Genomic DNA, 26,600 nt, shown 5'->3' with positions numbered 1-26,600 from the left:
CTCTTATTCCTTTCCTTGGCTTGGCTTGAAGCTGACTTCCACCTGCCGGTCAGAGGTCGGCCCAGCGGCTATAAAACTGTCGGCGCCGAGTCGGCCCTGCTGGCCGAGGCGCGCACCGGTCAGGTCCCGGGCCTTGGCCGCCAGCAGGTAGCGGACCCGGGTCTGCCCCCCCACCAGGCGGTGGGCCATTCGGGCGATGGCGGCGCTACAGCGCCCCTTGGGCAGAACATCCTTTACCTGCTGGCGATTACGGGGGTAGAACACCACGTCGGCGCCCCGGTCCGCCATCCAGGCCCGGCTGCCCAGCATGGCGTCTCCCAGCCGGGCGTACTGACCTTCCGGATCCCGACGGGTCGGCAGCCTGCTCTGGTCTTCCGGGGCTACCCGTACCCAGCCACCCTGCAGGGTACGAACCGCCACCGGCATGCCGGTAACATCCGACAGCACCGCTTTCAGGGTGGCAGCAGAACGGGCGCCCCGGGACATGGCACCGCCGTACCAGATCTCCCACTGCTGTTCGCTGCCGGTCAGCGACTTGAGGATTCGGGTGAAATCGTCCTCGCCCTTGCGTTCCTGATGGACCGCCGGCTGGGTCTTTTCCCAGCTTCGGTAGTACAGCGACAGTAGCCGGTGATTGAACAGGTCGAAGAAGTCCCGCATCGCCGGTGATTTCTGTTTCAGCTGTGCCAGCACCATTTCCGAGTAGTGGGCCGGCAGGGCACCGCGGGCGCCCGTGAGCCCCATGGTGTCCACCGTCAGTTCCGCCTGCTGCAGGCCGTTGTCGAGCCGGTTCACCTTGCGCTCCACCACGTCCTGGCCCGAGAATCCCATATGCTGGCTCGACCGGAAATGCACCAGCTCCCGCTCCGGCCAGCCGTCGTGGCCAATGCGGTGGTAGCCGGCCTTCTCGCCCGGCAACTGGCGTTCCGTACGCCAGACTTCGCGGAAGAAGGTGCCCAGTGGCTGCTTCATACCAGCTCCCGCTCCCCCGCCCGGGCCGGCCAGGCGTGATAGTCACGGCTGTGGCCACTGAGGCGGATCCGCAGCCGGGTGAAACTGTTTAGCTGGGCAAACTGGGCCAGGAAACGGTCCAGTACCGCCGAAAACAGGTAGATGCTGGTGCCGGCATACCGGGGCCGGGAAAAGGTGATCCGAAACTCGGTGCCCTGGGTCAGGCCACTACGAACGCCCTTGCCTACCCGGGCAGCGACCCGGCGTACCTCGACCTTTTCGATACCTTCCACCATGGCCCGGGATTCCGGTGTCTGGCGGAAGTCGTACAGCTGCAGCACCGCCTTGAGGCGCTCACGGGCGTCATCGCCGGTGAAATATTCCAGGTTCAGGTGGCGGATAAACTGCCACCGGCTCGCGCCGGACAGTTCCGGGCGCACCGTAGAGGTGGGCGCCAGCAGTGCCACTGCCCTGTCGATCAACGGTTCGGAGACCGTCTTGAAGGTGGGATCACCACCGCCGAACGGCAGTCGGTCCGGCACGTTGCGGTTGCAGCACTGGGCCTTGATGACCAGTGCCTCGTCGTCGGGGATGGCATCCAGGTCGCGATTTTCGTAGCGGTTGTCCACCAGGCTCAGGACGGTTTCCGTGCCCGGTTCCATCTGACCGCCCACCCAGTCCGCCGGCCGCCGCTGAAGGTGCCAGAACAGGTCCAGGTCGGTCTGCCAGCGGGGGTGTCCCAATCCGTAATAGGGAGCCATCTCCCGGATCTTGCCGCTGTTCACCAGGGACACGGAGTCCACATTGACCACCTCAAAGGCGTCCGCCTTGCGGTAACGGGACACCAGGCGATGCTCGTGGCGGGTATCATCCAGCGGCGAGGGTTCCAGGGTTTCCTCGAACAGGTTGACCACCGGCACGCACCACAGCCGCATATGATCCGACTGGAAACTCTTTTCCAGCTCGGAGGAGGTTTCCGACAGGTAGAAGGTGATGTCAATTTCCTTCGCCTCCGGCCAGCAGCCGATCATGTCATCAAGCTGGGTGAACAGGAACTTCTCCGGGAACAGGAAGAACTCCGTCAGCAGACGGTAACCCGCCATACTGCGCTTGCTGTAGGGGACCAGCGCCTCGTTCTCATCGAAGCCCACCGGACGAATGCGGTTGGCCGGCAGGAACGTCGACTGGCGTCGGTCACTCACCGGCGCGATGGCCACACCCAGGCCGGTACGGTGGATCAGATCGTAAAGTTCATTGCTCAGGTGGGCCTGACCGTGGAGGAAGAACCTCAGCCATGGCAGGTCAATCTCGCTGAACGGAGTCGGCGCCGACAGTCGCAGGGTGATCACGCTCTGGGCGCCCTCGGTGCCCGGCGGGCGTGGCGCATCGAACGGCGCGTTCTGGAAATCGGCGCTCTCCACGGTCACCGGTGCGATGTAGTGGTCACCGGGGGCGCGGAACTCGCAGTCCGGCATCTTTTCCACCCGAGTCTCGAAGGCCTGGCCTTCAGTCAATGGCGAGCAGTGGGTCTGGGCCCGGGAGGCCGTCAACTGCAATACCGTCATGGACGGGATCGGCGCCTGGTAATCGGGATACAGGCTGCCCATCAGGATATCGGTCAATTCCGGAAAGTGGCCATCCAGGCGCTGACGGATCTGCGCCGTCAGGAACGCCACCCCTTCCAGCAACCGGGATACATGGGGGTCTTCCACGGCTTCATCACTCACCCGCAGCCGGCCTGCCACCTTCGGGTAGGCACGGGCAAACTCGGCACCCTGACGTCGCAGGTAGGCCAGCTCGCGGTTGTAATACTGAAGAAGCTCTTCGCTCATCAGGCACACTCCTGAAGGGTCACCGCCAGGGTGACCGGTTCGACTTCCGAATCAAACGCCACCGGTTCGGGCACCGGATCCACCAGCAGTACCGCATCAATACGCAGCCTCAGCTGACGGTCCAGGGGGGCCTCCGCATCCCGCATGGTGACCTGGACTCGGGTCAGGCGGGGCTCAAACCGGTTGATGGTGTTGCGGACCTCATCGCAGAGCCACTGGCGACCGTCCTCCGTACTCAGGTCCATGACCGTGAAGTCCGGCAGGCCGTAGCCCAGCACCGAGGTCTGTAGTTCCCTGCCTCCCTGATCCAGCGGTAACCAGGACCGGCGGGCGTTCAGCAGACACTCCAGATCGCGACGGACAGCCTGGCGGATACGAGCGAGGGTCGGACGGCTGTCGTCCCCCTCCGCCAGTCTGTCGAGCACGCTCATCTGGAGTTTGGTGTTCATCCGTTGGCCCCTGCGTCCGCGGTTTCACTGGTGGCCGGTTCGTCACAACACGCCAGGAGACGGACGCTCTCCAGGGTGACGGCGTCGTCACCCAGCAGGAAGGTCTTCAGGCCAAGACCGGTGACCAGCCCGCCATCGTGCTCCTGCCAGTCGGTTTCACGCCCCAGTTTCTGGTTCGCGGTCTGGCTGCGCAGGTAGGTCAGCGGCACGAACACCTCGCCCTGGCGGCCATCCTTCAGGGTGACGCTGGCACGTCGCCAGATCAGTTCCACCGGTGAGGTGGCGGCATGGAACTCCACTTCCTGGATATCGCTCCACAACCACAGGTAATAATGACCGTCGGTGCCCAGGCCTTCGAAAAAGCCGGCAAGACTGTCGTCGCAATCGCGGAAATCGCCTTCCTGGTCACCAACCCGGTAACGGGTGTCGGTGCGGCCGGCTTCCAGGTTGCGGGCCGCCTCGGACGCGGCTTCCGGCTTGCCTTCGGTCAGGTTCAGGTTGACCGCCAGCAGCGCTTCAAGCTGCTCACCCGGGGTGGCTACCACGTCGTCGGCGAGTTTGCCGTCAGCCAGGGCCAGGCGGGCATGCTGCGCCCGCATCAACTGGCGCAGATTGGCAGCGCCAGCCAGCCAGTCCGGCTGGTGCTTGGCGAGGGACATCAGCATGTCGTCCGCCCGCTCCAGCTGGCCGTCCAGGCACAGCAGTTCGATCAGGCAGGCACGCACATCGGTGGCTGAGGGATCCTTGCGGAGTATGTCCTGGGCTTGGGTAATGGCCTCGTCCAGTTGGCCTGAAGACAGCAGTTCCCTGATCGCTTCCATTCTCGGTTTCCTTCTTCCGTGGCCGATTGCCGGCCAGTAGGTTGTCCTTTCATCCAGCGTCCTGGCTGCATGGCTTGCCGGAGCAAGCCAACGCATTATATTCGATTAACAGGCGTTAACTCGGTGATCAGCTTCATACCTGTGACCAGTTGATCAATCTGGAAATGGGGTTGCAGGCGAATGACCGAGTAGAACTTGCCAGGGTCGCCCGCCCGGGCCTTCACCGACACATGGGCATCCCGTAGCGGGAAGCGGGCGCGCATCTCGTCCGAAGCACCTTCGGTGGCCATGGTGTAGCCCCGCAACCATTTGCGCAGTTGCTCCTCACAGTCCTCCGGCGTGCGGTAGCCGCCCACCCGGTCACGCCCCATCACCTTCAGGTAGTGGGCAAAGCGGGAGACGCAGAGGGTGTAGTGAAGCATGGCGGACAGACGCGCGCTCATTTCGGCCGATGGCTTTTCGTAGGTCGCCGGTTGCTGCACCGAAGGCACCGAATGAAACGCCAGCATCTCGGTGTTGGCCAACGGCGACAAAGGCAGGAAGCCTTCATCCGCCAGAGCCCGCTCCATCCTGTCGGTGATCTGCCAGTCCACGGCGTGGCGACTGGGAAAGAGCACCCCGGTTCTGGTGTTTGTCTGGATGGAGGGCAGGTTATCCACCACCCCATGGGCCACCTGACCCGCCCGGAACCCGCGGATCTGGGCAAACCAGCCGGATTCGCAGAAGGCGCGGATCGCCACCGTGCCAAATCCGAAACACGCCGGCCCCCACAGGTAATCCGTGGCGGTCTGGCTGCCGGACTCCCGGAACCGGAAACCCTCGACACCCTGCCCCGGTCCCAGGTGGGGTGCCCGCAACATGATCCGTGGCATGGCCAGCCCCAGGAAGCGGGAATCCTCTTCCTGTCGCAGCGACTGCCACTTCACCAGTTCCGGCTGACTGAAATGGCTCTCCAGCTCACTGACGGCGGTGAGGTCGGCAAACTGGTCGACGCCAAAGAAACTGGGGTCCGCATTCACGATCACCGGCGCAAACGCCGCCGCACCCACCCGCGCCAGCTCCTTGAGGGTATCCATATTGGACTGGCCACCCTCGGTGCGATGGCTGACCGTATAGGCCCCCAGCAACAGGCCAAAGGGCTCACCGCCCGGGTTACCGAACTCCTCGGAGTAGATCTTGGCAAACAGGCGGGAGTGGTCGAACTCGATGGACCGGGTCAGGTCCTTGCGCAACTGGTTCCAGCTCAGGTCCAGGAAACGGACCTTCACCAGGCCCTCGCTGTCGCTTTCCACCACCTGGTCCGACAGCAGTTGCAGACCACGCCAGTTGGCTTCCAGGGCCTGGAAGTCCGGATGGTGGAGGATCGCATTGATCTGGTCGTTGAGCAGCCGGTCCAGCTTGACCAGCATGCCGGCCAGCAGTGCCGTGATATCCGGGCGTGTCCACTGCTTTTCCGGATCCGTCCGGCCCAGCAGCAGCAACAGCGCCTGCATATCGTCGGCCTCGGCCACCAGCCGCTCGGCGAAGCCCCGGTCCGGTACGACCGGGGCCTTTGCCGTTGGCTGGCGGTCAAGGTAATCCTTGTCAACGAAGCTCAGCGCTGCGCCCATAAAGCATCCCTGCTTATCGTTCATTCCTGATTCCCGTTGGGGATGTCACCCGCCAGGATCAGTTACCCATTTCCGGAATCTTGGCGACCATACGGAGGGAGGTGGTCAGTTCCTCCATCTGCAGCCAGGGCCGGAGCCAGGCGATGGCATTGTAGGAGCCGGGACGACCCGGAATCTCACGCACCTGCACCCGGGCATCCGCCAGCGGGAACTTGGCGCGGATTTCCTGACCACCGCCCTCTGAGGCGTTCACGTAGTTCAGGATCCAGCGGTTCAGCCAGTGTTCCACGTCCTCGGCTTCCATGAAGGAACCGATCTTGTCCCGCGCCATCACCTTCAGGTAGTGGGCAAACCGGGAGGTGGCCATCATGTACGGCAGGCGGGCGGAAATGGCCGCGTTGGCAGTAGCATCCGGGTTGTCGTAGATCTTCGGACGCTGACAGGTCTGGGCCCCGAAGAACACCGCGTAATCCGTGTTCTTGTAGTGACACAGGGGCAGGAAGCCCAGCTTGCTCAGTTCCGCTTCACGACGGTCGGTAATGCCGATCTCGGTGGGACACTTCAGGTCCGGGTCGCCATCGTCGCTCTGGAAGATGTGAGCCGGCAGGCCTTCCACCTTGCCTCCGCCCTCGGCGCCACGGATCGCGGTGCAGAAGCCGTACTTGGCGAAGGCGTTGGTCATGCGGCTGCCCATGACATAAGCCGCGTTCATCCAGCAGTAGTCCTCGTGGTCGGGCTCGACCGCCATACCGGTATCCGAATCCACCTCGAATTCCTCGAAGCCGAACTCCTCCACCGGACGGGTGGCCTGACCGTAGGGCAGTCGTGCCAGCACCCGGGGCATGGTGAGCGTCACGAAGCGGGAATCCTCGCTCTCACGGAACGAACGCCACTTGGTGTATTCCAGGGACTCGAACACCTTCTCCAGGTCCCGGGGCTTGGACAGCTCGGTCCAGTCATCAAAGCCAAACAGGCCGGAACCACCGGCGGAGATGAACGGACAGAAGCCGGCAGCCGCCACGTTGGACATCAGGCTCAGGGTCTCGATGTCGTTCGGGTGGTTGGTGAACTGGTAGTCACCGATCATGGCGCCGTAGGGTTCGCCACCGGCGGTACCGAACTCGGATTCGTAGATCTTCTTGAAGACCTGGCTCTGATCGAATTCCACCGCCTTGGACAGATCCTTGTGCAGCTCCTTCTTGCTCATGTTGAGCATGCGGATCTTCAGGGTGGCGCTGGTTTCAGAGTTCATCACCAAGTGATGCAGACCACGCCAGGTGCCTTCCAGTTGCTGGAACTCCTCCTGGTGCATGATTTCCGATAACTGGGTGGAAATCAGCTTGTCGATCTGGGCAATGGCCTGACGGAAGGTAATGGTCAGGTTCTTGTTCCAGGTTACCGTGCCCTTCATGGCTTCGTCCGCCAGCGTGCGGATCAGCTCCCGGGCGCGGTCGCTCTCGGTCTGCTTGGTGGCGCCAATGGCCTGGTCCAGCAGACTCAGTGATGCTTCTTCGGCTAGTGCGGCTTCGTTTTCCGCCGCCTGGGTTTCGGCACTCATTCCTTGTCCCCCTCTGTCTCACCAAGATCGGCGTTCAGCTTCTGCAGATCGTCGGAATTGTTCAGGACCCGCTCCAGCAGCTCTTCCAGTTCCTCGGAACGGTCCACCTTGGTCATCAGGTCCCGCAGTTTGTTACGGGTTTCCATCAGTTCCCGCAGCGGTTCCACCTGGTTAACCACGGCAGCCGGCTGGAAGTCGTCCATGGAGTTGAATGCCAGATCAACGGCGATCTGGGAGTCATCATCGGAAAGCTTGTTGTCGACCTTCAGCCTGAGCTTGGGAGCCATACGGCGCAGGACGTCGTCGAAGTTGTCCCGGTCGATCTGGATAAACCGGCGGTCTTTCAGCGGCTTGGGACTGTCACTGTTATTGCCAGAGAAATCCCCCATGACACCGACCACAAAGGGGAGTTCTTTCTTGACCATTGCCCCTTCGGTTTCAACATCATAGGTAATGTGTACCCGGGGTTTCCGGACCCTGGATAGTTTGTCGTGAATGCTGTCCATGTCTCTGTCTCCTGTAGCGCTTCACTGGTTAGCGAGCCTGTGATCAGGCCCTCTGGTGCCGCTATTTACTCCCGCGGCTCGGGGGCCGGCACTCCGGTCAGACGGTAGAACCCATCGCGGGCGCCACCGTCGTCAATCAGTTCCTGCATCAATTCCGGCAATGACATGTCGCTCCAGCGCACGGCCTGGCGAATGGCATAGGACACCGGGGAATGGGGTTCGGTCTTGAGGAAGAAATCCGACAGCCGGCGCAACTCCGCCAACGCCTCGGCCCGGCTTTCAATAGCCACCTGCACCGGATCCACCTTGCGGGCCGGCGCGGCGCCATCGGACGCTTCCTCAGCGGAGTCGGTATCGCTGTCCACGCCACTTTCGGCGACGGGCTCGGGGGCATGCTGCCGGGTCCATTCATCGATACGTGCACCGGCGTGATGGGACAACACAGCCAGGCAACGATCCAGGGCCTGCCGGACATTGGTGGTGGGCTGCGGCTCGCCCATCACCTCGTCCATCACATCGGACAATTCACTGAAGGCCTGCTGGGCGCGATGGATAGCCTCGCGGGTAGAGGCCAGTTCCTCGACCGGTGTACTGGCAACCGCTGTCGTAAGCTCATCCGGGGAGGCAGCACCCGCCTTGATGCGGTTGAGGGCCCGCTCTTCGTCCAGGCGGCCAACCTCGGCGGCCTGCTCGGCGTGCCAGGTGGCAAAGGAACCGCCATCGTCGGACTGGAACAGGGGCACCGAGAGGATCGGCTGGATCAGGGTACCTTCGGCATCCAGGCCGTTCAGGCCCACCAGCGGCGCAATGCGGGTGGCAAACCCTTCCTCATCGGGGGCGGGATAGAGGTTATCCCAGTGGTTCAGCAGCAGTTCCCGGGCCAGCATGAAGCCATCCGCCAGACCGACGAAACCGTGCTCGCGACACAGGGCTTCAATCAGCCAGGCCACGTATTCCAGGTCCTTGGTACGCTCGGTAAGCAGTACGGGGATCTCCCGGGCCATTTCACGCCATTGCGGAACCTGGACCACTTCATCGTCGGCGAGTACCTGACGTTCCAGGGCACGGGCCTGACTGCGCAGATCCTTCAGGGTGAAGTAAGGCGATGCGGGAGAGGCGTCCTCACGGGTATCGTCGCCACAGGGTTGATCCTGGGAGATATCAGCCAGTAGTGAGGGGATGTCCAGAAGATGGGGGGTTTGATCTGTCATGAGGCTTCCTGCCGTCGTACTCCATTGATCCTTCAATCGTGTTCCTTCACGTTACGATAACCGGACTTTCATCGGGATCGTCTCATCGTCCCCTCCGGTCACGTCGCCGGGACTATAGCAACGATCAGGTACTTTAACAATGATACAGGTGATGTTGTCATTGCATTTCTTAATCAGCAGTGAGTGCATCATCGCCTGACTGACGTCGTGGATCGGGCCGCCGTTCAGGAACGCCCTGATCTCGGCATTTTCCAGCTCCTTGCTGACACCGTCACTGCAGAGCATGAAGTAGTCACCGGGCTCCACCTGACCGGACCGGTAGTCCAGGGTCAGGCTGTCATCCACACCGAGGGCCCGGGTAATCACATGGGCCAGCGGGTGGCGTTCCGCTTCACGCTCGTCCAGCACTCCCTGTTCCACCATATCCGCCACCTGGCTGTGGTCACGGGAAAGCTGGGTCATCTCGTTGTCCCTGAGCCGGTAACAGCGACTGTCGCCGGCCCAGAACAGGTGGTACGCGTCCCCTTCGATCAACAGTGCCACCACCGTGGACCCCAGGGTCTGGCCACCCAGTTCTTCACGACCGAATCGCCGGATACGCTGGTTGGCCTGCTGGATTGCCTGCTCCAGCTCAACTTTGCCCAGCATACCGTCATGTCGCCGCCGGGCACTGGTAACCGTGTCACAGATCAGCTGACTGGCCACATCCCCGGCGCGATAACCCCCCATGCCGTCCGCCACCACCCAGAGCCCACAGTCGGTGAACTCAACGAAGGCATCTTCGTTGTGGTCACGGACCGCTCCCCGATGGGTAAACGCCACGGACTCCGCCTGCATGGTGTTACTGCTCCTCAAGTTCTGCCTGCTGCCAACCATGATTCTGCCACTTTCCCACCATCATCGCTGCAAATTGCCCAACCTTGGGCAGGCCATCGGTCAGCAGGGTGGCCGGCTCCACGAATGCCGAGCCCTGCGTCCACCAGACAGCCAACCCGTTCTGGCGCCGCAACAGGGCATCCAGCCATTCGGACTCCCTGGCCGCGCCCGGAATCATCAGGTTGCCTTCGGTAACCGGCCACGCCAGACGGCTGCTGTCGGACGCGGGCAGTGCCACATCCACCAGTTTCTGGCGCCAGGGTTCTTCCTCCCAGCCGTCGTCCAGCACCGCCAGGATACAGTCCTCCATGGCCGCCGCCCAGTCCGGGTGACGCCAGGCATCCATGGCCACACCGTCATAATCCGCCACGGCCAGGAACGGGAAATGGCGACCCACCCGGTCCACGGAGGGGATCATGGTGCCCACCACGCCGGTTTCCGCCATGCCCCCGGGCCCGGCACAGAAGTGCCAGATGGGCGCTGTCAGGTAGGCGTCCATCCAGTTATCCCCCAACTGGTCACGACTGACCGCCAGGCTGGCCTGACACCACTCGAAGAACAGGTCGCGGATTTCCGGGTGCACATTGTGGGTGAGGAAGTCTCCCCGACCCGGCACCTTTCCCATATATCCCCAACTCATGATGGCTTGTCCTCGTTATTATCAGAGTCTCGACGGCAATCGGAAGTTGTTCAGCACCGACAGATCGAACGGGTGTTTCACTGAATCCGGCGTCATCTCCAGGGTGGCCAGGTAACCGTCGGACAGGATATCCACGTTGCGGCTGCGGCCGGAGCCCGACAGGCCACCGTAGGCACCCAGGAATCGGAACAGTGCCCAGTCACCACCGAAGTTTGCCTGGATGGCGGTATCGGTTCCCGTACCACGGGTCATGGTCACCCGCACGCCCGACCCGGACTGCAGCGGCCAGTCAAAGGCCACAGTCCGCGGGGGACCATGGCGATAGCCCAGGGTCCGGTCGCCGATCCTCAGCTGCAGTTTGGCCACCCGGCCATCCAGGTAGGCCGGCTTGAGCGTGAAGGACGCCTTGAGTGTCTGGGTGCCATTGATAAAAAAGGCCTCACGGATGCGCCTTGCCTGCAGGAACACCTGCAGGCTCGACTGGCGGATACCCGCCGCCGGCGACAACGACCAGGGCGATGTGCCGGTGTCCACATGCTCGGCCACGTGATCCTGGAAGAAGGTGTCCAGCACGCCGCCATAGCCGAAGAAGGCGGCGAAATCCGCAAGGGCGACTTCCGCGTCCGCCTGGGGGGCAAGCGGATACTGTCCGGCGATGGCGTCCTGATACTCCCGGTACACATTGGACCGCCAGATGTCATTCACCCGCCGGGTGGAGGACACCTTGACCAGCCGCCGGGCATCCCCGGGCACTTCCCCCAGCCAGGTCTGCAACTGGGGCGACTGGCTGTTGCCAATGGCCGCGTGGAGGGTTTTCACCGCATTGTCGAAGTCAGACCGGGACACCGTGGCATAGGCCTCGGACATACCCTGGTCCTGCTCCGCCAGGTAGCGGGCCATGGTCCGGGCCCGGTCCTTGATGGTGCCCAGGGTTTCCTCGCTCACGTCATGGAGGGGGCGGAAGGCCCGGTCCACCGGCGTCAGCTCATGCTCGGCAATCATGTTTTCCGGCATGATCCGGCTCATTCGGTCAAAGGCGCGGCTCTTGCGACGCAGTTCTTCCTGCGCCATGTCGCCGGCATTACCCATCGCTTCACCCGCTGCTGCGCTGCCTTCTTCCTCCACGGAAAGGCGGGTATTGAAACGGATGGCCTCCACCAGCCGGTCAATGGGCGCCTCCGGGCCGGACAGCAGGCTCATCAGGTAACGACCCTCACGGGTATTGTCGAAGCGGCGCACCTGCAGGTCGGCCAGCAACTGCTCCCAGGCGTGGATGTAGTCCCGGAAGTAGCGATCCTCCACCAGTTGCTTGATGCGCCCCTCATCCAGGTTGCGGAAGTCCTCCGTCTCCTCTCCGTAGACCCAGGAATCCTCCAGCAGATGGCCAACCACCTGGTCCCGTTCCGCTTCAAACAGGCCACGGTAGCCGTTGGCGGTATACAGCCCGGGAATGCCCTCCCGCATGGGCGTGCCGGACCGCCGTTCAAAGACCTCCTCGGCCACGGTACCCAGCACCTTGTTCACGGTGAACTCAGGCAGCCCCGCCCCCAGGGCATCGGCACGGATGCGCTGGTAAGCCCGCTCGTCCAGGGGCATGGCGGTCAGTTCGCCGCGGGCCCGGGAGACCAGTTCCCGATCCGCCGGGATATTGTGGTTCAGGGCGAGGTACTGCCCCAGGTGCTGACCAAGCTCCTCCCTTGACGGCCGGTTGACCTCACCGGGAATCTGACGGGCCAGCATGAACTCGAACCAGGCTTCCACCTGTACCTGCTCGAAATGCTCGCGATTGCTGACCATCAGGTAGGTCTTCAGGCTCTCGTAGAGGTAATCCAGGTTACCCAGGTTGGCGGCAATCTCGCCTTCCATGGACTGGCGGAAGCCGTCCGCGAAGCGATACTGCAACAGCCGCCCATAAGCCCCTTCCGCCGCCTGGGCCAGCGCGCCGTTATGGAAGAAGCCCAGCGGATAGTTGCCGCCTTCAGGTAACGGGGTACCCATCACACCGGGCATGTGGGCGGCGGTGTTCAGGGTGTCGTTGAGCACCAGCCAGTTGCCATCACTGGTTTCCAGACGATTCATGTCGTCCTGGAGCTGATCCATATCGCCACGGTAGGTGGCAATCAGGTCCCGGTTCCACTGGTACTCAAGGTACCAGGAAGCACCGATACCGGCGGTCACCAGCACCATGGCGGCCACCGCCACCTGACGCAGGCGCCGGTACCGCCGGTCCTTGGCGCCATCGGCCATGGCCAGGCCGTATTCGGAGAAGATGATGCTGTCGAACAGGCGATGCAGGAAGAAACCGTCGCTGGGCAGGCCATTGCCGGGACGCCCGTGGCCCGGCACGTTCAACCGGAGCTGACGATCCACCAGCGAGGACACTTTGTCGCTGGTGCGACCGTCCTGCTCCGACGACACCAGATAGATGCCCCGCAGCAACGGCACGTCCTCGTAGGCGGAGGGGAAGAACACTTCCTTCATCAGATTCCACAGCGGCGCCTTCAGCAGGGCCACCTGCTTGGGGAACTGGTAAATACGCCGACGGGTTTCCGGGGTACGTTCCTGTTGCAGCCGGTGCAGCAGGAAGTGACTCAGGCGTTCCTGCAGGCCATCGAACTCCTGCTCGAAGCTGGCCGGAAGCTGCTCCGGATCACGGACCGAATGCAGGTCGAAGGTGATGCCGAAGACTTCCTCCCGCTCCTGCTCCGAGAGCATGGCGAAGGTATCGGAGAAGCCTTCCAGCAAGTCGAACTTGGTGAGCAGCACATAGACCGGGAACACCACCCCCAGGCGGTTGCGCAACTCCTGCACCCGCTGCTTCAGGGCCCGGGCATGGAGCTGGCGTTCCGTGGGTGTCTGTTCCAGCAGGTCGGCCACGCTCACCGACAGGATCACGCCATTGATAGGCTGACGGGAGCGGTACTTGCGCAGCAGCCCCAGGAACGACTTCCAGCCCTTGGCATCCCGTTTGTCGCCGGATTCCTGGGTGGTGTAGCGACCGGCGGTATCGATGATGACGGCGCGGTTGGTGAACCACCAGTCACAGTATCGGGTACCGCCGACGCCCTTGACCGAGTCCAGCCCCATTTCGCTCTTGAGGGGAAACTCCAGGCCGGAGTTGAGCAGTGCGGTGGACTTGCCGGAGCCGGGAGCGCCGATAATCATATACCAGGGCAACTCGTAGACGGAGCGGAACCGCCCCGGCTTCCACTGTTTCATCAGCGCCAGGGCCTTGCGCAGGTTGTTGCGCTGGGTTTCCATCTCCTCCTTGAGCAACTCGTCCTGCTCGTTACCCGCCATCATCTCGGTGACGACCTTTTCGTTGTCCTTGCGCTGGCGGCGGGCCCGCCACAGGCTGACCGCCAGGAACACGATGACCAGGCACAGCAGGAACACCAGCCGTGCCGTGACCGAAGCCAGGGGCTTGTAGTCGGCGATGGCCAGCAACGGGCCACCGAACCAGATCAGCAGCACCAGGGCCAGCAGGCCCAGGAACAGGAATACCCTGCGCCAGGTGATAAAACCGGTTATCCGGCGAATCCATGCCATAACTCAGACCTCTTCCTTAAGTTTCCGGGACCAGGAGGATTTCCACGCGACGGTTGCGGGCGCGATTCTCGGCGGTATCGTTCTTGAACAGCGGTTCGGCTTCACCCCGGCCTTCCGGCCAGAGCCGGCCCTTAAGGTTGCCGTTGCGCCCCAGCATGTCCGACACCGAGGTGGCCCGCGCCAGCGACAGGTGCCAGTTGGACGGATACTGGCTGGTGGCGATGGGCCGGTTGTCGGTATGGCCGGTCACCAGGATGGAGCCACTGGTGGATTCCAGGGCCCGGGCAATCTTGCTGATCACCGGCACCATGTCCTCACTGACATCGACACCGCCGGAGTCGAACAGTGCCTCGTTACCAATGCGCAGGCGGGTGCCGGAACCTTCGCCGTCCAGTTCCACCAGTCCGCGATCGATCTCGGTCTGCAACATCTGCCGCAGGTAACGCAGGTCGTCCGGGTTGCCTGGCCCCTCCTGGGCGGGACGCTCGGGAATGCCGACCTGATTCAGGTCTGCCAGCACCGGCTCGGCATAGGTATTGAGCTGATGGGTCAGCCACAGGTAACCCAGCAGCAGGGCCACCGCGCAGATGGCCGCCCCCACCCACAGGGGCACGCCGTGGGTCAGGCCCGTTCCGGGGGTTACCCGGTCTTCCCAACCACGGTCGAACGGAGTGGTGAAGCGGCCCTGATCGGCGCAGATCTCGTGGTAGAGACAGTCCCGCAGGATATCCAGTTGCTCCTCGCCACGCTCTTCCACCCGGTAACGCCCCTTGAACCCGAGGGACAGGCACAGGTACTGCAGCATCATCAGAGGGATGTTGGAGGTGCGGCGGGCCTTGTCCACCAGCTCGAAGAAGTGGGTGCCGGACCAGGTCTGGGAGTGGAACTCCGACAACAGCGATGCCGCCGCCCATTGGCCGCTTTGCCCCCAGGTGCTGTTCAGCACGATCTCGTCCAGCAGGGCGCAGACGCAGTAGGACGCCACATCGACGGTTTCCGGGCTCTGGTCCGCCGCCTTCAGGGCCGCCCGGTATTCACGCACCAGGTCCATGCACTGGCGCCGCAGGTGGGTCATGTCCTCCACGCTTTCCGCACGGGACAGGCGGTTGGCCACCGACAGCAGGCGCGATGCCTCATCGCAGATCGGCCCCAGTTGGGTGGATGGCAGCCGGAAGCGACTGGCCGATTCGGTGGGATAACCGCCATCGGTGGCGCCCCCGGACGGTGATGACAGCAAGGTGCGGTCATCGTCGGCGGACGGCCGGTCGGGCCTCGGTTCTACCTGCCGGGCCCCCGGCCTGGGCTTGATTACGGTACTGTCGTTCATGTCATCGTCCCTGTCTGATGCTCAACGTCCCTGAAACGGGCTACTGCCTGATGGCCCAGAGTTCCAGCTTGAGTCCGGGATAGTTGCCGGACACGTGCAGCGCAAGGCCGCCACTCTGCTTGAGTTGTTCCCAGCGGTCGCTCTTGTTGTCCAGCAGGAAGTAGTGATAGCCGGCATGGAACGGGATCTGTCGCGGCGCCACCGGCAGTGCGCTGATACCGATACCCGGCAGGTGGTTGTTGACCAGGTCACGGATGTGCTCCACCGGCCCCAGCTTGATCTGGGCCGGCAGGCGACGTCGGATATCCTCGGTGGTGAGGTCAGCCTGCACCGCCAGCACAAACTGGGCGGATTCCAGCATGGATTTGTCGGTAAGTGGTGCCACCTTGATGCCAAACTGCGCCTCTTCCAGCTTGAGGGCCACGGCGGTCTGCTCCAGCACCGTGCTCAGGGACTGGCTCAGCGCCGCCGCCAGGTCGCCGAAGGTTTCGGTGAGCCGGTCGTGGCGGTATTCCGGCAGCTTGGGAGGCACCTTCTCGGCACGGGTAAAGGTGGCCAGCTCGCCGATCAGGGTGACCACCAGCTCGTAGAACCGCTCGGGATGGACCAGCGGGCTGTCCTTGAGGTGTTCCAGGGTGGGCTGCCAGCGGTTGAGGGTCTGCAGCATCAGCACATCGAACAGCGTGGTGGACTGCTCGGCGCCCTTTTGCATGCGCCCGGCCAGGGCCTTGGCCCGCTGTTTGACCATGGCCAGGGACTCCCGCACCAGGGAGGACAGCGGCGCAATACGTTCGATATCCAGGCACGGTGGCATGAAATTTCGGTCCAGCCGCACTTCCTTGTCGGCGATGACCTCCACCACCCTGGCCACCGGGATGGCGGCGTAGCCGGACAGGTCCTCACGGCCCATGCGCAGGGTGGGGTTCAGGCGTGCCAGGCCCAGGGTTTCCTCTTCGCCGCTCTCGTCGGAGTCGTCCTGTACGCTGCTTTCCTGGAACATATACCGGGCGACCTGCCCCTGGTCCTGCACGGCGATATTGACGCCGGCCTGACGCTCGGTGGGCACCGCCAGCCAGACCAGTTCGTCCCGGGCGTCACCGGGCACTTCCAGTTCCAGGCCGTCGCTCTGGTCAAACGCGAAGGGCATACCATCGGGAAAGATGCCGGTAACCTTCACCAGGCTGATCTGGCCCAGGGCCGGGGCCTGCTGGTCCATGACCAGTTCCCGCACCCCGTAGCCGTGGGGATTCATCAGATTGTGCCGCTGGCAGGCAGCGTGATACAGGAACCGGTCCTGCTGCTGGAAATGCTGGGGCCTGAGCAACATGCCCTCAGACCAGGCGACCTTGGCCAATCGTTCCATGATGTGCTGTCCTTTCGTGTGTAAAACTTCGCGGTTCTGGTGGCGCGACTCAGTCGCGGACCCGGGTCATCTCCAGACCATCAACGGCAATTTTTATGTCCTTGTACCCCTGGGGGTTCGCATCCAGGATCATCTTCCACTCGGCGTCGTCGATGTTCTGGAAGGCCGCCACGATGCCGATATAGCGGGTGTTCTCATCCAGCCTTTTTTCCGGCAGTTTTTCCACCAGTTCCGGCCGCAGTACCACCTCGCTCATGGAAAGCAGATCCCGGTCGAGGACTCCTTCGGGCTCGTCGTACAGATCGAAGAAGCCGGCACTGCGGAAGGTGTCCACGCTGCGCAGCTCGTAGATCCGGATAACCAGTGGTGACGCCCGCCCGGAACCATCCGGGTTGATGTCGTCGCTGGCCTGGAAGCTCATTCGGGTATACGGGTCGACCACATAATTGGCCACCGTACAGCCGCTCAAAAGCACCACACCGACAAGGAACAAACACTGAAACCATCGCATTGTCTGACTACTCCCTTTCACTACGACTCACCGCCACTTCATAGGCGTCCACAAAAGTATCGCTGCGCAGCATACGGTCGGCATCACCGTATTCCTGCAGGTGCTGCTGGCGCCGCTGATGCACCGCCGCCAGTGCCTTGCGTTTCTGGAACAACCCGCTCTCCTCACTGCCAGAGGGGGGCTGCAGGATGTCCCGGATCACTTCTTCCACGCCCACGAGCAGGGCGCGTTCATGATTGACCACATCACTGAATGCCTGGGACACCGCTTCCTCGGGACCGAGGAAGGACGGGTGCCGGCGGAAAAGCAGGCTTTCCAGGGCATCACTGGAGGTGGCTGAAAATTTCAGGGGATTGTTCTCGCTGCGCTGGAACAGCGTCTGTTTGACCCGAAGCTGCTGTTTCTGACGGGCCCGCATATGCAGCAGGTCCAGCAGTCGATCCAGCAGGGTCCGGGTCAGATTCCCCAGGGCACGGCACTGGTCCGTTGTCAGCGAGGCGGATTCCATGCCCCCCAGCCCCAGACCGTCCAGCAGGGCCTGCAACTGATCAACCTGCGTTTTGGTGGTGCGTTCCCGTTCCTCGTCGGGTCCGGACACGGCTCCCCAGTCCCACTGGTCCGGAATTTCCGCCTTGGGCATATCCACATGGCTGTCACCCAGGAATCGTTCGTTGAGGCCGGACGCCAGAACCGCATTCATGTCACTGCTGTCCTGCTCAGGCTTGGCCGGCTCGGCAATCGGGTCCGACAGCCCACTGGCCAAAGGGGATGGCGAGGACTCAGGCTGCCGAGGGGCAGCGGATGGCGCCTGGACGGCACTGTCTGACGGGGTGTCCGCGCCGGCAATGCTCACGGCGATCTCATAATCGCCAAAACGCAGGCGATCGCCGTGCCGGATCGGTGATTCGGCGTCGCGCCCCAGGGGCTCCTGGCCGTCGTTGATAAAGACGCCATTGGTGGAGGTGTCGCGAATCAGGAAACGCCCGCCTTCGGAACGGATTTCGGCGTGACGGGAGGAAATCACCTTGCCCGGGTCCGGCAGGTGCCAGTCGCAGGAGTCCGAACGACCGACCACCCAGGTCTGCCCCGGCGCGAACCGTCTGATGGAGGTAACGGCGGGTGAAAGCCGCTGATAACTGGTGATGGCGAGCTCGAGTTCCATGAGCCTATCCTTCCTTTGACATCTGTCCTGGCCCGACAGCCTGGCGGCTGGCGCGCATTCCCGACCTGCGACGCAGGTACATCCTGGGTGAACCGGTGACGCCCGAAGGGCTCCGGGTGACCGACCGCACAGAGATTATTCAGTGTCCCCGCCAATGTCAATCACGGTTGTCCCGGGCTGGGATCGCCTGATCATACATAACTGGAGATGCGTCACATTACCGACCTTTAAGGAAAGCAGGCCGCTTGACTTGATGCACTCAACCTGAATAGCATTCGACTTTCAGGAAGTTTAATCCTCAGGGAGCATGAGGAATCGTCACCAGGCCATTCAAGAACCCGTCTGCGTGACCATGCCGACTCAGTACGCTGGCCCGGCCCCTCCTTGCAGCCTCCCTGATTGACGTCACCAGCAACAACCGGTGCGAGTTGCCCGGCCGGCATGAATAATACGCCGGACCAAGGCAGCGCCCGGGCAGTTACAGGCGCCGTGGAGTCTGCCACCCTAATTCCGCAGGTCTCCGGCGCTAATCCATGGATGAAGAGCGGTAAGGATCTCCGGATGGACGCCAACGACACCATTCTTGACGACAGCACCCAAACCCATAACCCGGGCTTCCAGCCCCAGGGGGAACGGGACCAGGACGCGCCGGAAAGTCCTCGCCACAAGCGCCTGGGGCTTGTCCTGAATGGCCGCTACCGGATCGTGTCGCTGATTGCCTCCGGGGGCATGAGCGATGTCTACAAGGCCGTGGACCAGAACCTGGAGAAGTCCGGCTCCCGGGACAGCCTGGTGGCCCTGAAGATCCTGCGCACCAGCCTGACCCGCGACCCCGGCGCCCGCAGCCTGCTGGCCCGGGAGGCCGCCAAGTCCAAGCGCCTGTCGCACCCCAACATCATCCGCATCCACGACCTAAACCACGATGGGGATACCTGGTTCCTGGTCATGGAAATGCTGGAGGGCGAGCCCCTGTCCCGCATCATCCAGCGGGCCAAGCCCAACGGGCTGAAATGGAAAGGCTGTGTGGCGGTACTGCGCCAGGTGGCGGAGGCGCTGGAGTACTCCCACAGTCAGGGCATCGTGCACGCCGACCTGAAGCCGTCCAATATCTTCTTTACCCGCGAGGGGCGCATCAAGCTGTTGGACTTCGGCGTCTCCCGGGCCCTCCAGGCCCAGCAGCCGGAGGACTACCTGAACCCCCGTACCGAGGACGAGACCTCCATCTACGGCTATACACCGGCCTACGCCTCGCCGGAGCTGATCGACGGCAAGGACCCGTCGCCCCAGGATGACCTCTACGCCCTGGCCTGTATCAGCTATGAACTGCTGTCGTCCCGGCACCCCTTCGACCGGCAGAAACTGAGCCTGGAGGAACTGGGCAGCTACAAGCTCAAGAAACCCAAGAGTATGCCTCACCGCTTCTGGCGCGTGGTCAAGCGCAACCTGCGCTACGACCCGCGCTACAGCTCCCTGGAACTGCTGCAACGGCGCATGGAGCCGCTTCGCTGGCAACCCTGGGCGGCCTCGGTACTGGTGATTGCCGCGGCGGTGGGAGCCAGTTTCCTCTGGCACCAGCAATACACCCGGGCCATGGCTGCGGAGCAGGCTCTGGCGGAAAAGGACGAGCACCAGGCCAACATCAGCCGGATCCTCGGATTGCCGCCGGAACAACTGCTACAGGAGGTGGATACCCTGCCCTCCCTGGAGCGCAACGGCATCCTGCGCCAACAGTCCGGTAGCCTGCTGGAATGGTACCTGTCGCAGATCAACGGCATCCTCGTCGGCGGCCGCAGCGGGCAGGAACTGCCCGACATCCCCGCCGCCCTGGATCTGCTGACAGAAGCCCAGCGAGTCTACCCCCGGGACCACCAACTGGCGGAACTGGAAACACGGATTGTCCGCCGCCGCCAGTCCCTGGAAGCCGCGCTGGGTGACGAACTGACCACCCGTCTGGACGAAGGGGATTATCGCAGCCAGCAGGCCTGGGAGGATGTCACCGAACTGACCCGGGACCTGCAACTGATCGGAGCAGCCCCTGCCGCACCCTCGGAGCAGGCCACGGAACAGTTCGACCAGCAACTCACGGAAGCCCTGGACTCCGACAACGACGCCGCCCTGGCCCGCCTGCTGATCCTGGGCGAGCAGCTGTTCGCCGACCAGCCCGGGGTTGCCGAGAAGCTGACCCGAGCCGCATCCATGGAGTCGTCCATCAAGGAGTTGGGCACCTATTACGCGGCGATCGCCAACGGCAACGACCAGGCGGTGTTCCCGGCCAAGGCGGCGGAGGACTTCTACGCCGACCGTTTTGAACGCTGGCGCGACGAGATCGCCAATGCCGGCAGCCGTGACCAGCTGGACAAGGTCTACGAGGAAATGATCGCGGTACTGAACCGACTGCCCCCCTCCTTCGAGCCCCTGGCGGATATCCGCCAGCAACTGTCCGACGCCTACCTGGCCATGGCCGACAGCATGCTGGCCCGCAACCGGACGCGGCAGGCGCAGCCGTTGCTGTCGCGGGCCAGGGAGTTGATGCGTGCGCCGTGATGATTGGCGCCCGAAACGTCCCAGTCCCGTCTGGCTTACCTGCTGGTCTACTCTTTGCCATTGTTGGCGCTGGACAAGGCGCCTCTGAATAACAGATCGGCAGCCAACTGTCTCAGTTGCGACTCGCCGTCCCTTTTTCCTGAGCACAGCCCCTGTTCACGGGCTCCGTGCCAGGACTGGTTCTGCAGGATACCGTGAATCCACAAGGGGGCACCGATTGACTCCGAGAGTTGCCGGCTAACATCAGTCTGGACCGTCAGCCGCTTCAACGCCGGCAAGGTCAACTCAAATCCCCGGTGACCATGGGCAAAGGCTTCCAGTTCTGTGATTTCCTGATCCGCGAGTGGTGGTGCCGGCGGCAGGTCGGCGCTGATGGCCAGTACCAGCTCGGCTGATAGCGATGCCCAGATCACCGGCAACAGGACTGGCCACTGCTCTGCGAATCTTGAGGACAGGCGCTGTTGGGCAGCCTTGCCGGCTTCTGACAGCCCCCGCAACATCTGCACCGCATACTCGCCGGAACTCGCCTCCCGACTGATCCCCAGCCGGACCGTGGCGAAGCCCGCAGATTGCCAGAACGGCAGCAGCTCAACGGCGGCGCCGAAACTGGTGCCGATGGCATCGAGCCCGGCGGTCTCAGCCTTTTCAGTGACCGCTGCCAGCAGCCGCTGGCCGATCCCCTGGCGGCGGCGGCCATCATGGACCGCCACCCGCACCACCCTCAGCATACGCAGCGTCGCAGCCTGCGCATCACCGCCGTGGTTGGCCAGGGACTGGGGCAGCAGGTGACCTTTCAACCGACGTTCGCCCCGGAGCACCTGATCCGCCAGGGCCGGCTCCAGGCCGCCTTCCACCGTGGCCCACAACACGCCGACGATGGTGTCCTGCCGTCTGGCCACGAGAGTCACCGCTTCCGGATCATCCATCCACTGGCGCAGGTCCGATGGTGTGGTGCGGTAGTGAGCGTCCACCAGCAGGCCGAACGCCTGGGCCAGTGTCGCCTCGCTGGCTTCATCCGGTCGCCATGACTCAATGGTGATGTCTTCCCCGGCTTCGGCCCCGGGGTTTTCCGCATCCAGCAGGAACAGCCGGTTCACCAGCGGCTCCAGTGGATCACTGTCGGCCCAACGCACCGGCTGTCGGAGGGTCAACGACTGCCAGTGGGGCGTCTCCCGATCCAGTACCGCGCGGAAACGGAGGTTGAATCCGCGACCGGAGCCTTCGTAGCCATGCACGGTGGTGGAGAACACCACCCGGGGCCACCCCAACAGGACCTGCCTAAGCAGGGGCGCGGGGATAGCGGCGGCTTCGTCCACCATGATCAGCTCCGCCTCCGGTCGACGGGCCAGCAGGTCATCAATGGGGAGCCATTCCAGGGTTGCGTCGCACGCCAGTTGGAGGCGGGTCTGCTCCTGATGATCCAGCCCGGCCTCCCTGGCGGCATGACGGAACAGCGTTGCCACATTGTCCTTGCGGGGCGACACCACCAGGATTCGCTCACGCCCACCCTGTAACAAACGGGTGGCGGCCATGCCCAGGGCCGCGGACTTGCCACGCCCCCGGTCGGCGGTGATTACCAGCGGTCGCCGCCGACGGCCCTGGCCGGTTCGCATGATGGCCTCGATGGCGCGGTCCTGGTCCGGTGTTCCAGTCACCCGGAATGGGGCGTTTTCATGGTTCTGAATGGAAGGTGGCGACGGTACATCATCGCTATTTGCGGCACACCGGATAACGGACGGGGAGGCGTCAATGATTCTCGCCAGGCGGGCGAGGAACGGATGATGACCGTCCTCCGGCAAGCCCATGCGGGCATGGTCCGGGTCAGGATAACTGCCCCACTGGTCCAGCGGCGGCATCAGCCAGAACCAGAGACCACCGGCCACCAACGTACCGGTGATGGCGGCCAGGGCGTCCGGCGGATTGCCCTGCCAGCCGTCCCATACCACCACCGGCGTTTCGGTGCCGAGTCGCTGACGGATCTGGCCGGCGGCCAAGGTGTCAAGGGACGCATGCGGATTGTCTTCCTTGCTACCAACCCACAGGCCTGCGGACGGCCCAAGCTGGCCCAGAATGCGGCGCACGCAGGCCACCGCCTGATCACGCCCGCCCTCGATCAGCACCAGCCGCCGCTCGCCCCGGACGGCCAACTGCGACGCCAGGGTCTGCCAGGGATCATGGGACACTAGCTGAGGTCCACCGCAAACCGTTTCAGGTCGGCCAGATCGCAGGATTCCAGGGCACCCCGATGGGTGGCCCGCAGCCGGACTCTCGGCGCACTTCCCGCTTCGAACGCCTCCTGCCAGCGAGGCGCGCACAGACACCAGCCATCACCGGCCCGCAGCCCCGGGAAACCAAACTCCGGCCGGGGCGTACTGAGATCGTTGCCCCGTTCCCGGGAGAACGCCAGGAACTCGTCCGTCATCACGACGCAGACGGTATGACTGCCCAGGTCGTCAGGACCGGTGTTGCAACAGCCATCCCGGTAGAATCCGGTGACCGGGTCGTTGCCGCAGGCCTCCAGGGTCTCACCCAATACGTTGACCGACTCTTCCAGTACCGTTGCCATGCTGTCGCTCCTTGTCTGAAATGAGACGCCATTATGGGGCAAGGATGCCCGGGTGTCAGGGGGCACCAAAGACCTGAAGAGACCGTTCGGGATTTATCCGCCGGTTCTATACAATGGCGGCCATGACCAGCCAACTCCCCGATTTTCTCACCCAGGAACAGCGCGACATTATCACCGCGGGCCACGAGCATGCGCTGATCACCGCGGTGGCCGGCAGTGGCAAGACCACCACCCTGGCCTGGCGCCTGCGCTGGCTGCTGCAGAAGGGCCATGATCCCCGACGAATGCTGGTGCTGATGTTCAACCGTAGCGCCCGGGTCGACTTCGAACGCAAGCTGCGGGACATCACCCGGGATCTGGGCCTGGCCCTGCCGGAGGTGCGCACCTACCACGCCATGGGGCTGCGGCTTTATAAACGTTTCGTGCGGGAGGGTGTGCTGCCAGGGTTCTCTGAAAAAATCCTCAGCGAGCAGGAAGTCAGCTACCAGGCCTGGCTGCTGACCCGGCAACTGGCGCCTGAGGACCTGGCGGATGAAATCCGCCGCAACAAGAAGGACTATGTGGAAACCGCCACCGGGTTTATCGACCTGGTGAAGACCACCCTGTCTCCGGCGGAAGTCATGTTCGAGGAGCTGGGCTACAGCGACCGCCACCGCTACCTGATCGACCTGTTCCACGCCTTCGAACAGTGGCGCAAGGAACGCAGCCAGATCACCTACGCCGACATGCTCTACGAACCGGTGATGGCGATCCATCAGGACACGGCCCTGCAGCGGCTGGTAGGCAACAAGGTGGACCTGATGCTGGTGGACGAGTACCAGGACACCAACGAGATCCAGCACCTGCTGCTGCGCTACGTGGCCGGCGAGCGGGCGAAAGTCACCGTGGTAGGGGATCCGGACCAGACCATCTACGAGTTCCGGGGGGCCAAACCGGAGTTCATCCTGCGGCGCTTCCGGGAGGAATTCGACAATCCCCTGCAACAGACCCTGAGCTACAGCTTCCGCTACGGTCACCGGGTGGCCTTGCTGGCCAACCACCTGATCACCCACAACCAGGGCCGCAACGATGTGCTCTGCCACGCCCATCCGTCCACACCCGCCAGTCGACTCCAGCTCCATGAGAGTGAACAGGATGGTGGCGTGGTGGTGAAGCTGCTGGAGGGATTACCGGAAGGCGAGCAGCAACAGACCGCGATCCTGTTCCGGGTCTGGAGCCAGAGCGTGCCCATCGAGCTGCGCCTGCTGGCCCGGCAGATCCCCTACCGCATCGATGCCGGCAAGGGCGCGTTATTCAGCCGTGAGGTGGAAGCCATCACCAGCCTGCTGCAGGTGGTCACCGGCCAACTCCCGGGGATGACGGCCCAGGATCGCCTGGAGGCAGCCCGCAACCTGCTGCGCTTCCCCCACGTGGGGCTAAAGGAGCAGGAACTGGGACACATGGCGCAGATGCTGGCCGGGTTCGAGTCCGGCTGGGGCAACCGCCTGCTCAGCCTGGATGACTCCGCCATGGGGCCAATGCCGGCCCGCAAACTGCGACGCCTCGGCGAAGCCCTGGTGTCCCTGCATGGGTTTTCAGGCCCGGTGGCCACGTTGCTGGGGCGCTATGCCGAACAGACCGAGCTGTACGACGGCATCCGCAGCCTGGCCCTCACCCATGACACCGCCAACGAGCGCATTGACACCGTACAGGGCTTCCGGGCCTACCTGGCCAGCCTCGACATCCCCCCGGCGGAGGCCCTCGCCCATCTGCAGACGCTTCGCCACCAGGCGCTCCAGCGCCAGGACACGAACAACGACGACACCCGGGGTGTGCTTCTGTCCACCATCCACCGCACCAAGGGGCTGGAATGGCCCCGGGTGATCATTCCTGGCCTGCAGGAAAAGTACCTGCCCTACAGCCCCCGCCAGCAGGATGACCTCAAGGCTTTCATGGAAAGCGAACGGCGCCTGCTCTACGTGGCCATCACCCGCTCCCGCAACGAACTGCACCTGATCACCCGCCCCGGTGGCCCGCGCCCCGCGGTGGATGCAGACCTGGCCCCCAGCCGCTTTGTGGCGGAACTCTGCCACGACCTGAGTGACCAGTTCGGTCGTTGGCTGGACCAGGAAAACAGGGAGGATGGCGAAGGTTTCAGCACCGACCTGCCACTGACCCCGGTGAGCCAGCGCTACGCCAGCCGGGAAGGCGTGCAACTGTCCGGGGAACCGGCTCGGGCAGAGACCGGCAACCAGCCCCTGTGGGCCTGCCAGCGACTCGGCCATGCCATCTTTGGCGCGGGCTCGGTCACCGGCGAAGAGGAATCCTCCTTCGATGTGAGATTTGATGACGGCCGCACACTGACCTTCAGCAAGAAGAGCGCCCACCTGTATTTCCGTGCCATGATGGAGCAACAGCACTCGGGGGACGGACCATGACAGCACCGGATACGATCAGCGGTTTGCGCCACGCAGCCATCCTGTTGTTCGCGATCCCGGCCGTCTTTCCGGCGAGCAGCTCCGCCGACACCGCTACCTTCTACAAATGCGAGGGACCGGACGGTGTGCAGTTCTCCGACCGCCCCTGTAGCGCTAACCCGGACACCGTGACGGTCAGGGACACCCGGGTGGGTGGCAGCGTCGGCGATAACCTGCCCGAGTTCAGAGCAGCGCCGAAGGACGCGGCGGAACAGGAAGAGGCCCCGGCCGGCAAAGACGAGGATACCTGTCGCTTTATCAACTCCACCGACCTTCGCACCTACCTGGCCCGGGAACAGGTGGTGCCCGGCATGACCCGTGAACAGGTGGAGCAGGCGTTCGGCCGCACCTCGGAGGTCTACCCCATGCCCCAGGAAACCTGGGTTTACCAGACTAAATATTACGGCGCCATTTATGAACTAACTTACGTTTATTTTAGGAATGGCTGCGTGGAACGGGTCGAGTACCGCAAACCCTGAGCCAAATTCTCCAAAGGTTTCAAAGGATTGAGACTCACGTCACACCAAGGCCGTATCCAGCCTTCCGTAACAACTATCTGTACATCCCGAAATATCGTTAATTTACACTTGCATAGGCGCAGTAACAAAACTTAACTTACTGCAAAGCGTCGGGAGCATGACGCCTTCAATTGCCATGGAAAGAGGAAA

The 26,600-nt window shown here is 63.3% G+C and carries 20 protein-coding genes; 3 read left to right on the top strand and 17 right to left on the bottom strand.

Annotation, left to right across the window (positions count from 1 at the left end; translation table 11 throughout):
* Window positions 1-3: 3 nt before the first annotated feature.
* The 15 genes from tssG to tagH form a co-directional block, all read right to left on the bottom strand.
* Window positions 4-972 (bottom strand): type VI secretion system baseplate subunit TssG, encoded by a 969-nt coding sequence (tssG, locus tag ACJO3T_RS19015; protein ID WP_406979496.1) that lies wholly within the window; start codon window positions 970-972, stop codon window positions 4-6.
* Window positions 969-2,783 (bottom strand): type VI secretion system baseplate subunit TssF, encoded by a 1,815-nt coding sequence (gene tssF, locus ACJO3T_RS19010; protein WP_406979495.1) that lies wholly within the window; start codon window positions 2,781-2,783, stop codon window positions 969-971. Before tssF ends, tssG begins: the two co-directional genes overlap by 4 nt.
* Window positions 2,783-3,232, bottom strand: coding sequence for a type VI secretion system baseplate subunit TssE (gene tssE, locus ACJO3T_RS19005; protein ID WP_406965394.1), 450 nt, complete (start codon window positions 3,230-3,232; stop codon window positions 2,783-2,785). The genes tssF and tssE overlap by 1 nt, the downstream gene beginning before the upstream one ends.
* The gene (locus tag ACJO3T_RS19000) at window positions 3,229-4,053 is read right to left on the bottom strand and encodes a type VI secretion system accessory protein TagJ (protein ID WP_406979494.1); all 825 of its coding nucleotides are present in this window, start codon (window positions 4,051-4,053) and stop codon (window positions 3,229-3,231) included. Before ACJO3T_RS19000 ends, tssE begins: the two co-directional genes overlap by 4 nt.
* 95 nt (window positions 4,054-4,148) lie before the next feature.
* Window positions 4,149-5,687 carry a type VI secretion system contractile sheath large subunit gene (gene tssC, locus ACJO3T_RS18995; RefSeq protein WP_406979492.1) on the bottom strand — a complete coding sequence of 513 codons (1,539 nt, stop codon included), beginning with the start codon at window positions 5,685-5,687 and terminating at the stop codon, window positions 4,149-4,151.
* A 34-nt stretch (window positions 5,688-5,721) separates the two neighbouring features.
* Window positions 5,722-7,221: a type VI secretion system contractile sheath large subunit gene (gene tssC, locus ACJO3T_RS18990; RefSeq protein ID WP_406965389.1), complete on the bottom strand. Its 1,500-nt coding sequence runs from the start codon at window positions 7,219-7,221 to the stop codon at window positions 5,722-5,724.
* On the bottom strand, window positions 7,218-7,727 hold the full coding sequence (gene tssB, locus ACJO3T_RS18985) for a type VI secretion system contractile sheath small subunit (protein WP_406965387.1): 510 nt from the start codon (window positions 7,725-7,727) through the stop codon (window positions 7,218-7,220). Before tssB ends, tssC (ACJO3T_RS18990) begins: the two co-directional genes overlap by 4 nt.
* A gap of 65 nt (window positions 7,728-7,792) precedes the next feature.
* A complete protein-coding gene (tssA, locus tag ACJO3T_RS18980; RefSeq protein ID WP_406965385.1) occupies window positions 7,793-8,938 on the bottom strand; it encodes a type VI secretion system protein TssA in 1,146 nt (381 codons plus the stop codon).
* 51 nt (window positions 8,939-8,989) lie between these two features.
* Complete coding sequence (locus tag ACJO3T_RS18975) at window positions 8,990-9,775, bottom strand: PP2C family protein-serine/threonine phosphatase (RefSeq protein ID WP_406979491.1); 786 nt, start codon at window positions 9,773-9,775, stop codon at window positions 8,990-8,992.
* Between the two features lie 4 nt (window positions 9,776-9,779).
* Entirely contained in the window at window positions 9,780-10,454 is a 675-nt protein-coding gene (gene tagF, locus ACJO3T_RS18970) for a type VI secretion system-associated protein TagF (protein WP_328189669.1), read from the bottom strand.
* Between the two features lie 21 nt (window positions 10,455-10,475).
* Window positions 10,476-14,003 carry a type VI secretion system membrane subunit TssM gene (gene tssM, locus ACJO3T_RS18965; protein ID WP_406979490.1) on the bottom strand — a complete coding sequence of 1,176 codons (3,528 nt, stop codon included), beginning with the start codon at window positions 14,001-14,003 and terminating at the stop codon, window positions 10,476-10,478.
* Between the two features lie 16 nt (window positions 14,004-14,019).
* Window positions 14,020-15,330: a type VI secretion system protein TssL, long form gene (gene tssL, locus ACJO3T_RS18960; protein ID WP_406979488.1), complete on the bottom strand. Its 1,311-nt coding sequence runs from the start codon at window positions 15,328-15,330 to the stop codon at window positions 14,020-14,022.
* Between the two features lie 40 nt (window positions 15,331-15,370).
* Window positions 15,371-16,693: a type VI secretion system baseplate subunit TssK gene (gene tssK, locus ACJO3T_RS18955; RefSeq protein WP_406979486.1), complete on the bottom strand. Its 1,323-nt coding sequence runs from the start codon at window positions 16,691-16,693 to the stop codon at window positions 15,371-15,373.
* A 49-nt stretch (window positions 16,694-16,742) separates the two neighbouring features.
* Window positions 16,743-17,204: a type VI secretion system lipoprotein TssJ gene (tssJ, locus tag ACJO3T_RS18950; protein ID WP_406965375.1), complete on the bottom strand. Its 462-nt coding sequence runs from the start codon at window positions 17,202-17,204 to the stop codon at window positions 16,743-16,745.
* A 7-nt stretch (window positions 17,205-17,211) separates the two neighbouring features.
* Window positions 17,212-18,366, bottom strand: a complete 1,155-nt coding sequence (tagH, locus tag ACJO3T_RS18945; protein ID WP_406979485.1) for a type VI secretion system-associated FHA domain protein TagH — start codon at window positions 18,364-18,366, stop codon at window positions 17,212-17,214.
* Window positions 18,367-18,927: 561 nt separating this feature from the next.
* On the opposite strand from tagH, the gene ACJO3T_RS18940 reads away from it, so the two are divergent.
* A complete protein-coding gene (locus ACJO3T_RS18940) occupies window positions 18,928-20,910 on the top strand; it encodes a serine/threonine-protein kinase (RefSeq protein ID WP_406979484.1) in 1,983 nt (660 codons plus the stop codon).
* Between the two features lie 47 nt (window positions 20,911-20,957).
* Here the strand turns inward: ACJO3T_RS18940 and ACJO3T_RS18935 are convergent, their stop codons facing one another.
* On the bottom strand, window positions 20,958-23,093 hold the full coding sequence (locus ACJO3T_RS18935) for a tRNA(Met) cytidine acetyltransferase TmcA (RefSeq protein WP_406979482.1): 2,136 nt from the start codon (window positions 23,091-23,093) through the stop codon (window positions 20,958-20,960).
* Window positions 23,093-23,476 (bottom strand): DUF2237 family protein, encoded by a 384-nt coding sequence (locus ACJO3T_RS18930; protein WP_406965370.1) that lies wholly within the window; start codon window positions 23,474-23,476, stop codon window positions 23,093-23,095. The genes ACJO3T_RS18935 and ACJO3T_RS18930 overlap by 1 nt, the downstream gene beginning before the upstream one ends.
* Window positions 23,477-23,598: 122 nt before the next feature.
* Here ACJO3T_RS18930 and ACJO3T_RS18925 point away from each other — a divergent pair, with 122 nt between their 5' ends.
* Both ACJO3T_RS18925 and bamE read left to right on the top strand, forming a co-directional pair.
* Window positions 23,599-25,893: an ATP-dependent helicase gene (locus ACJO3T_RS18925; RefSeq protein ID WP_406979540.1), complete on the top strand. Its 2,295-nt coding sequence runs from the start codon at window positions 23,599-23,601 to the stop codon at window positions 25,891-25,893.
* Complete coding sequence (gene bamE / locus ACJO3T_RS18920) at window positions 25,890-26,411, top strand: outer membrane protein assembly factor BamE domain-containing protein (RefSeq protein WP_406979481.1); 522 nt, start codon at window positions 25,890-25,892, stop codon at window positions 26,409-26,411. The genes ACJO3T_RS18925 and bamE overlap by 4 nt, the downstream gene beginning before the upstream one ends.
* The last annotated feature ends 189 nt before the right edge of the window (window positions 26,412-26,600 follow it).

The sequence above is a fragment of the Marinobacter shunpengi genome (assembly GCF_045449715.1).
Taxonomy (GTDB): Bacteria; Pseudomonadota; Gammaproteobacteria; order Pseudomonadales; family Oleiphilaceae; genus Marinobacter.
Note: the sequence above shows the minus strand (reverse complement) of the source record. Positions and strands in the feature narration are given on the sequence as shown.

Excerpts from the sequence above, each read along its gene's own strand:
- tssG (WP_406979496.1), bottom strand. The coding sequence starts at position 972 with ATGAAGCAGCCACTGGGCACCTTCTTCCGCGAAGTCTGGCGTACGGAA.
- tssF (WP_406979495.1), bottom strand. The coding sequence starts at position 2,783 with ATGAGCGAAGAGCTTCTTCAGTATTACAACCGCGAGCTGGCCTACCTG.
- tssE (WP_406965394.1), bottom strand. The coding sequence starts at position 3,232 with ATGAACACCAAACTCCAGATGAGCGTGCTCGACAGACTGGCGGAGGGG.
- ACJO3T_RS19000 (WP_406979494.1), bottom strand. The coding sequence starts at position 4,053 with ATGGAAGCGATCAGGGAACTGCTGTCTTCAGGCCAACTGGACGAGGCC.
- tssC (WP_406979492.1), bottom strand. The coding sequence starts at position 5,687 with ATGAACGATAAGCAGGGATGCTTTATGGGCGCAGCGCTGAGCTTCGTT.
- tssC (WP_406965389.1), bottom strand. The coding sequence starts at position 7,221 with ATGAGTGCCGAAACCCAGGCGGCGGAAAACGAAGCCGCACTAGCCGAA.
- tssB (WP_406965387.1), bottom strand. The coding sequence starts at position 7,727 with ATGGACAGCATTCACGACAAACTATCCAGGGTCCGGAAACCCCGGGTA.
- tssA (WP_406965385.1), bottom strand. The coding sequence starts at position 8,938 with ATGACAGATCAAACCCCCCATCTTCTGGACATCCCCTCACTACTGGCT.
- ACJO3T_RS18975 (WP_406979491.1), bottom strand. The coding sequence starts at position 9,775 with ATGCAGGCGGAGTCCGTGGCGTTTACCCATCGGGGAGCGGTCCGTGAC.
- tagF (WP_328189669.1), bottom strand. The coding sequence starts at position 10,454 with ATGAGTTGGGGATATATGGGAAAGGTGCCGGGTCGGGGAGACTTCCTC.
- tssM (WP_406979490.1), bottom strand. The coding sequence starts at position 14,003 with ATGGCATGGATTCGCCGGATAACCGGTTTTATCACCTGGCGCAGGGTA.
- tssL (WP_406979488.1), bottom strand. The coding sequence starts at position 15,330 with ATGAACGACAGTACCGTAATCAAGCCCAGGCCGGGGGCCCGGCAGGTA.
- tssK (WP_406979486.1), bottom strand. The coding sequence starts at position 16,693 with ATGGAACGATTGGCCAAGGTCGCCTGGTCTGAGGGCATGTTGCTCAGG.
- tssJ (WP_406965375.1), bottom strand. The coding sequence starts at position 17,204 with ATGCGATGGTTTCAGTGTTTGTTCCTTGTCGGTGTGGTGCTTTTGAGC.
- tagH (WP_406979485.1), bottom strand. The coding sequence starts at position 18,366 with ATGGAACTCGAGCTCGCCATCACCAGTTATCAGCGGCTTTCACCCGCC.
- ACJO3T_RS18940 (WP_406979484.1), top strand. The coding sequence starts at position 18,928 with ATGGACGCCAACGACACCATTCTTGACGACAGCACCCAAACCCATAAC.
- ACJO3T_RS18930 (WP_406965370.1), bottom strand. The coding sequence starts at position 23,476 with ATGGCAACGGTACTGGAAGAGTCGGTCAACGTATTGGGTGAGACCCTG.
- ACJO3T_RS18925 (WP_406979540.1), top strand. The coding sequence starts at position 23,599 with ATGACCAGCCAACTCCCCGATTTTCTCACCCAGGAACAGCGCGACATT.
- bamE (WP_406979481.1), top strand. The coding sequence starts at position 25,890 with ATGACAGCACCGGATACGATCAGCGGTTTGCGCCACGCAGCCATCCTG.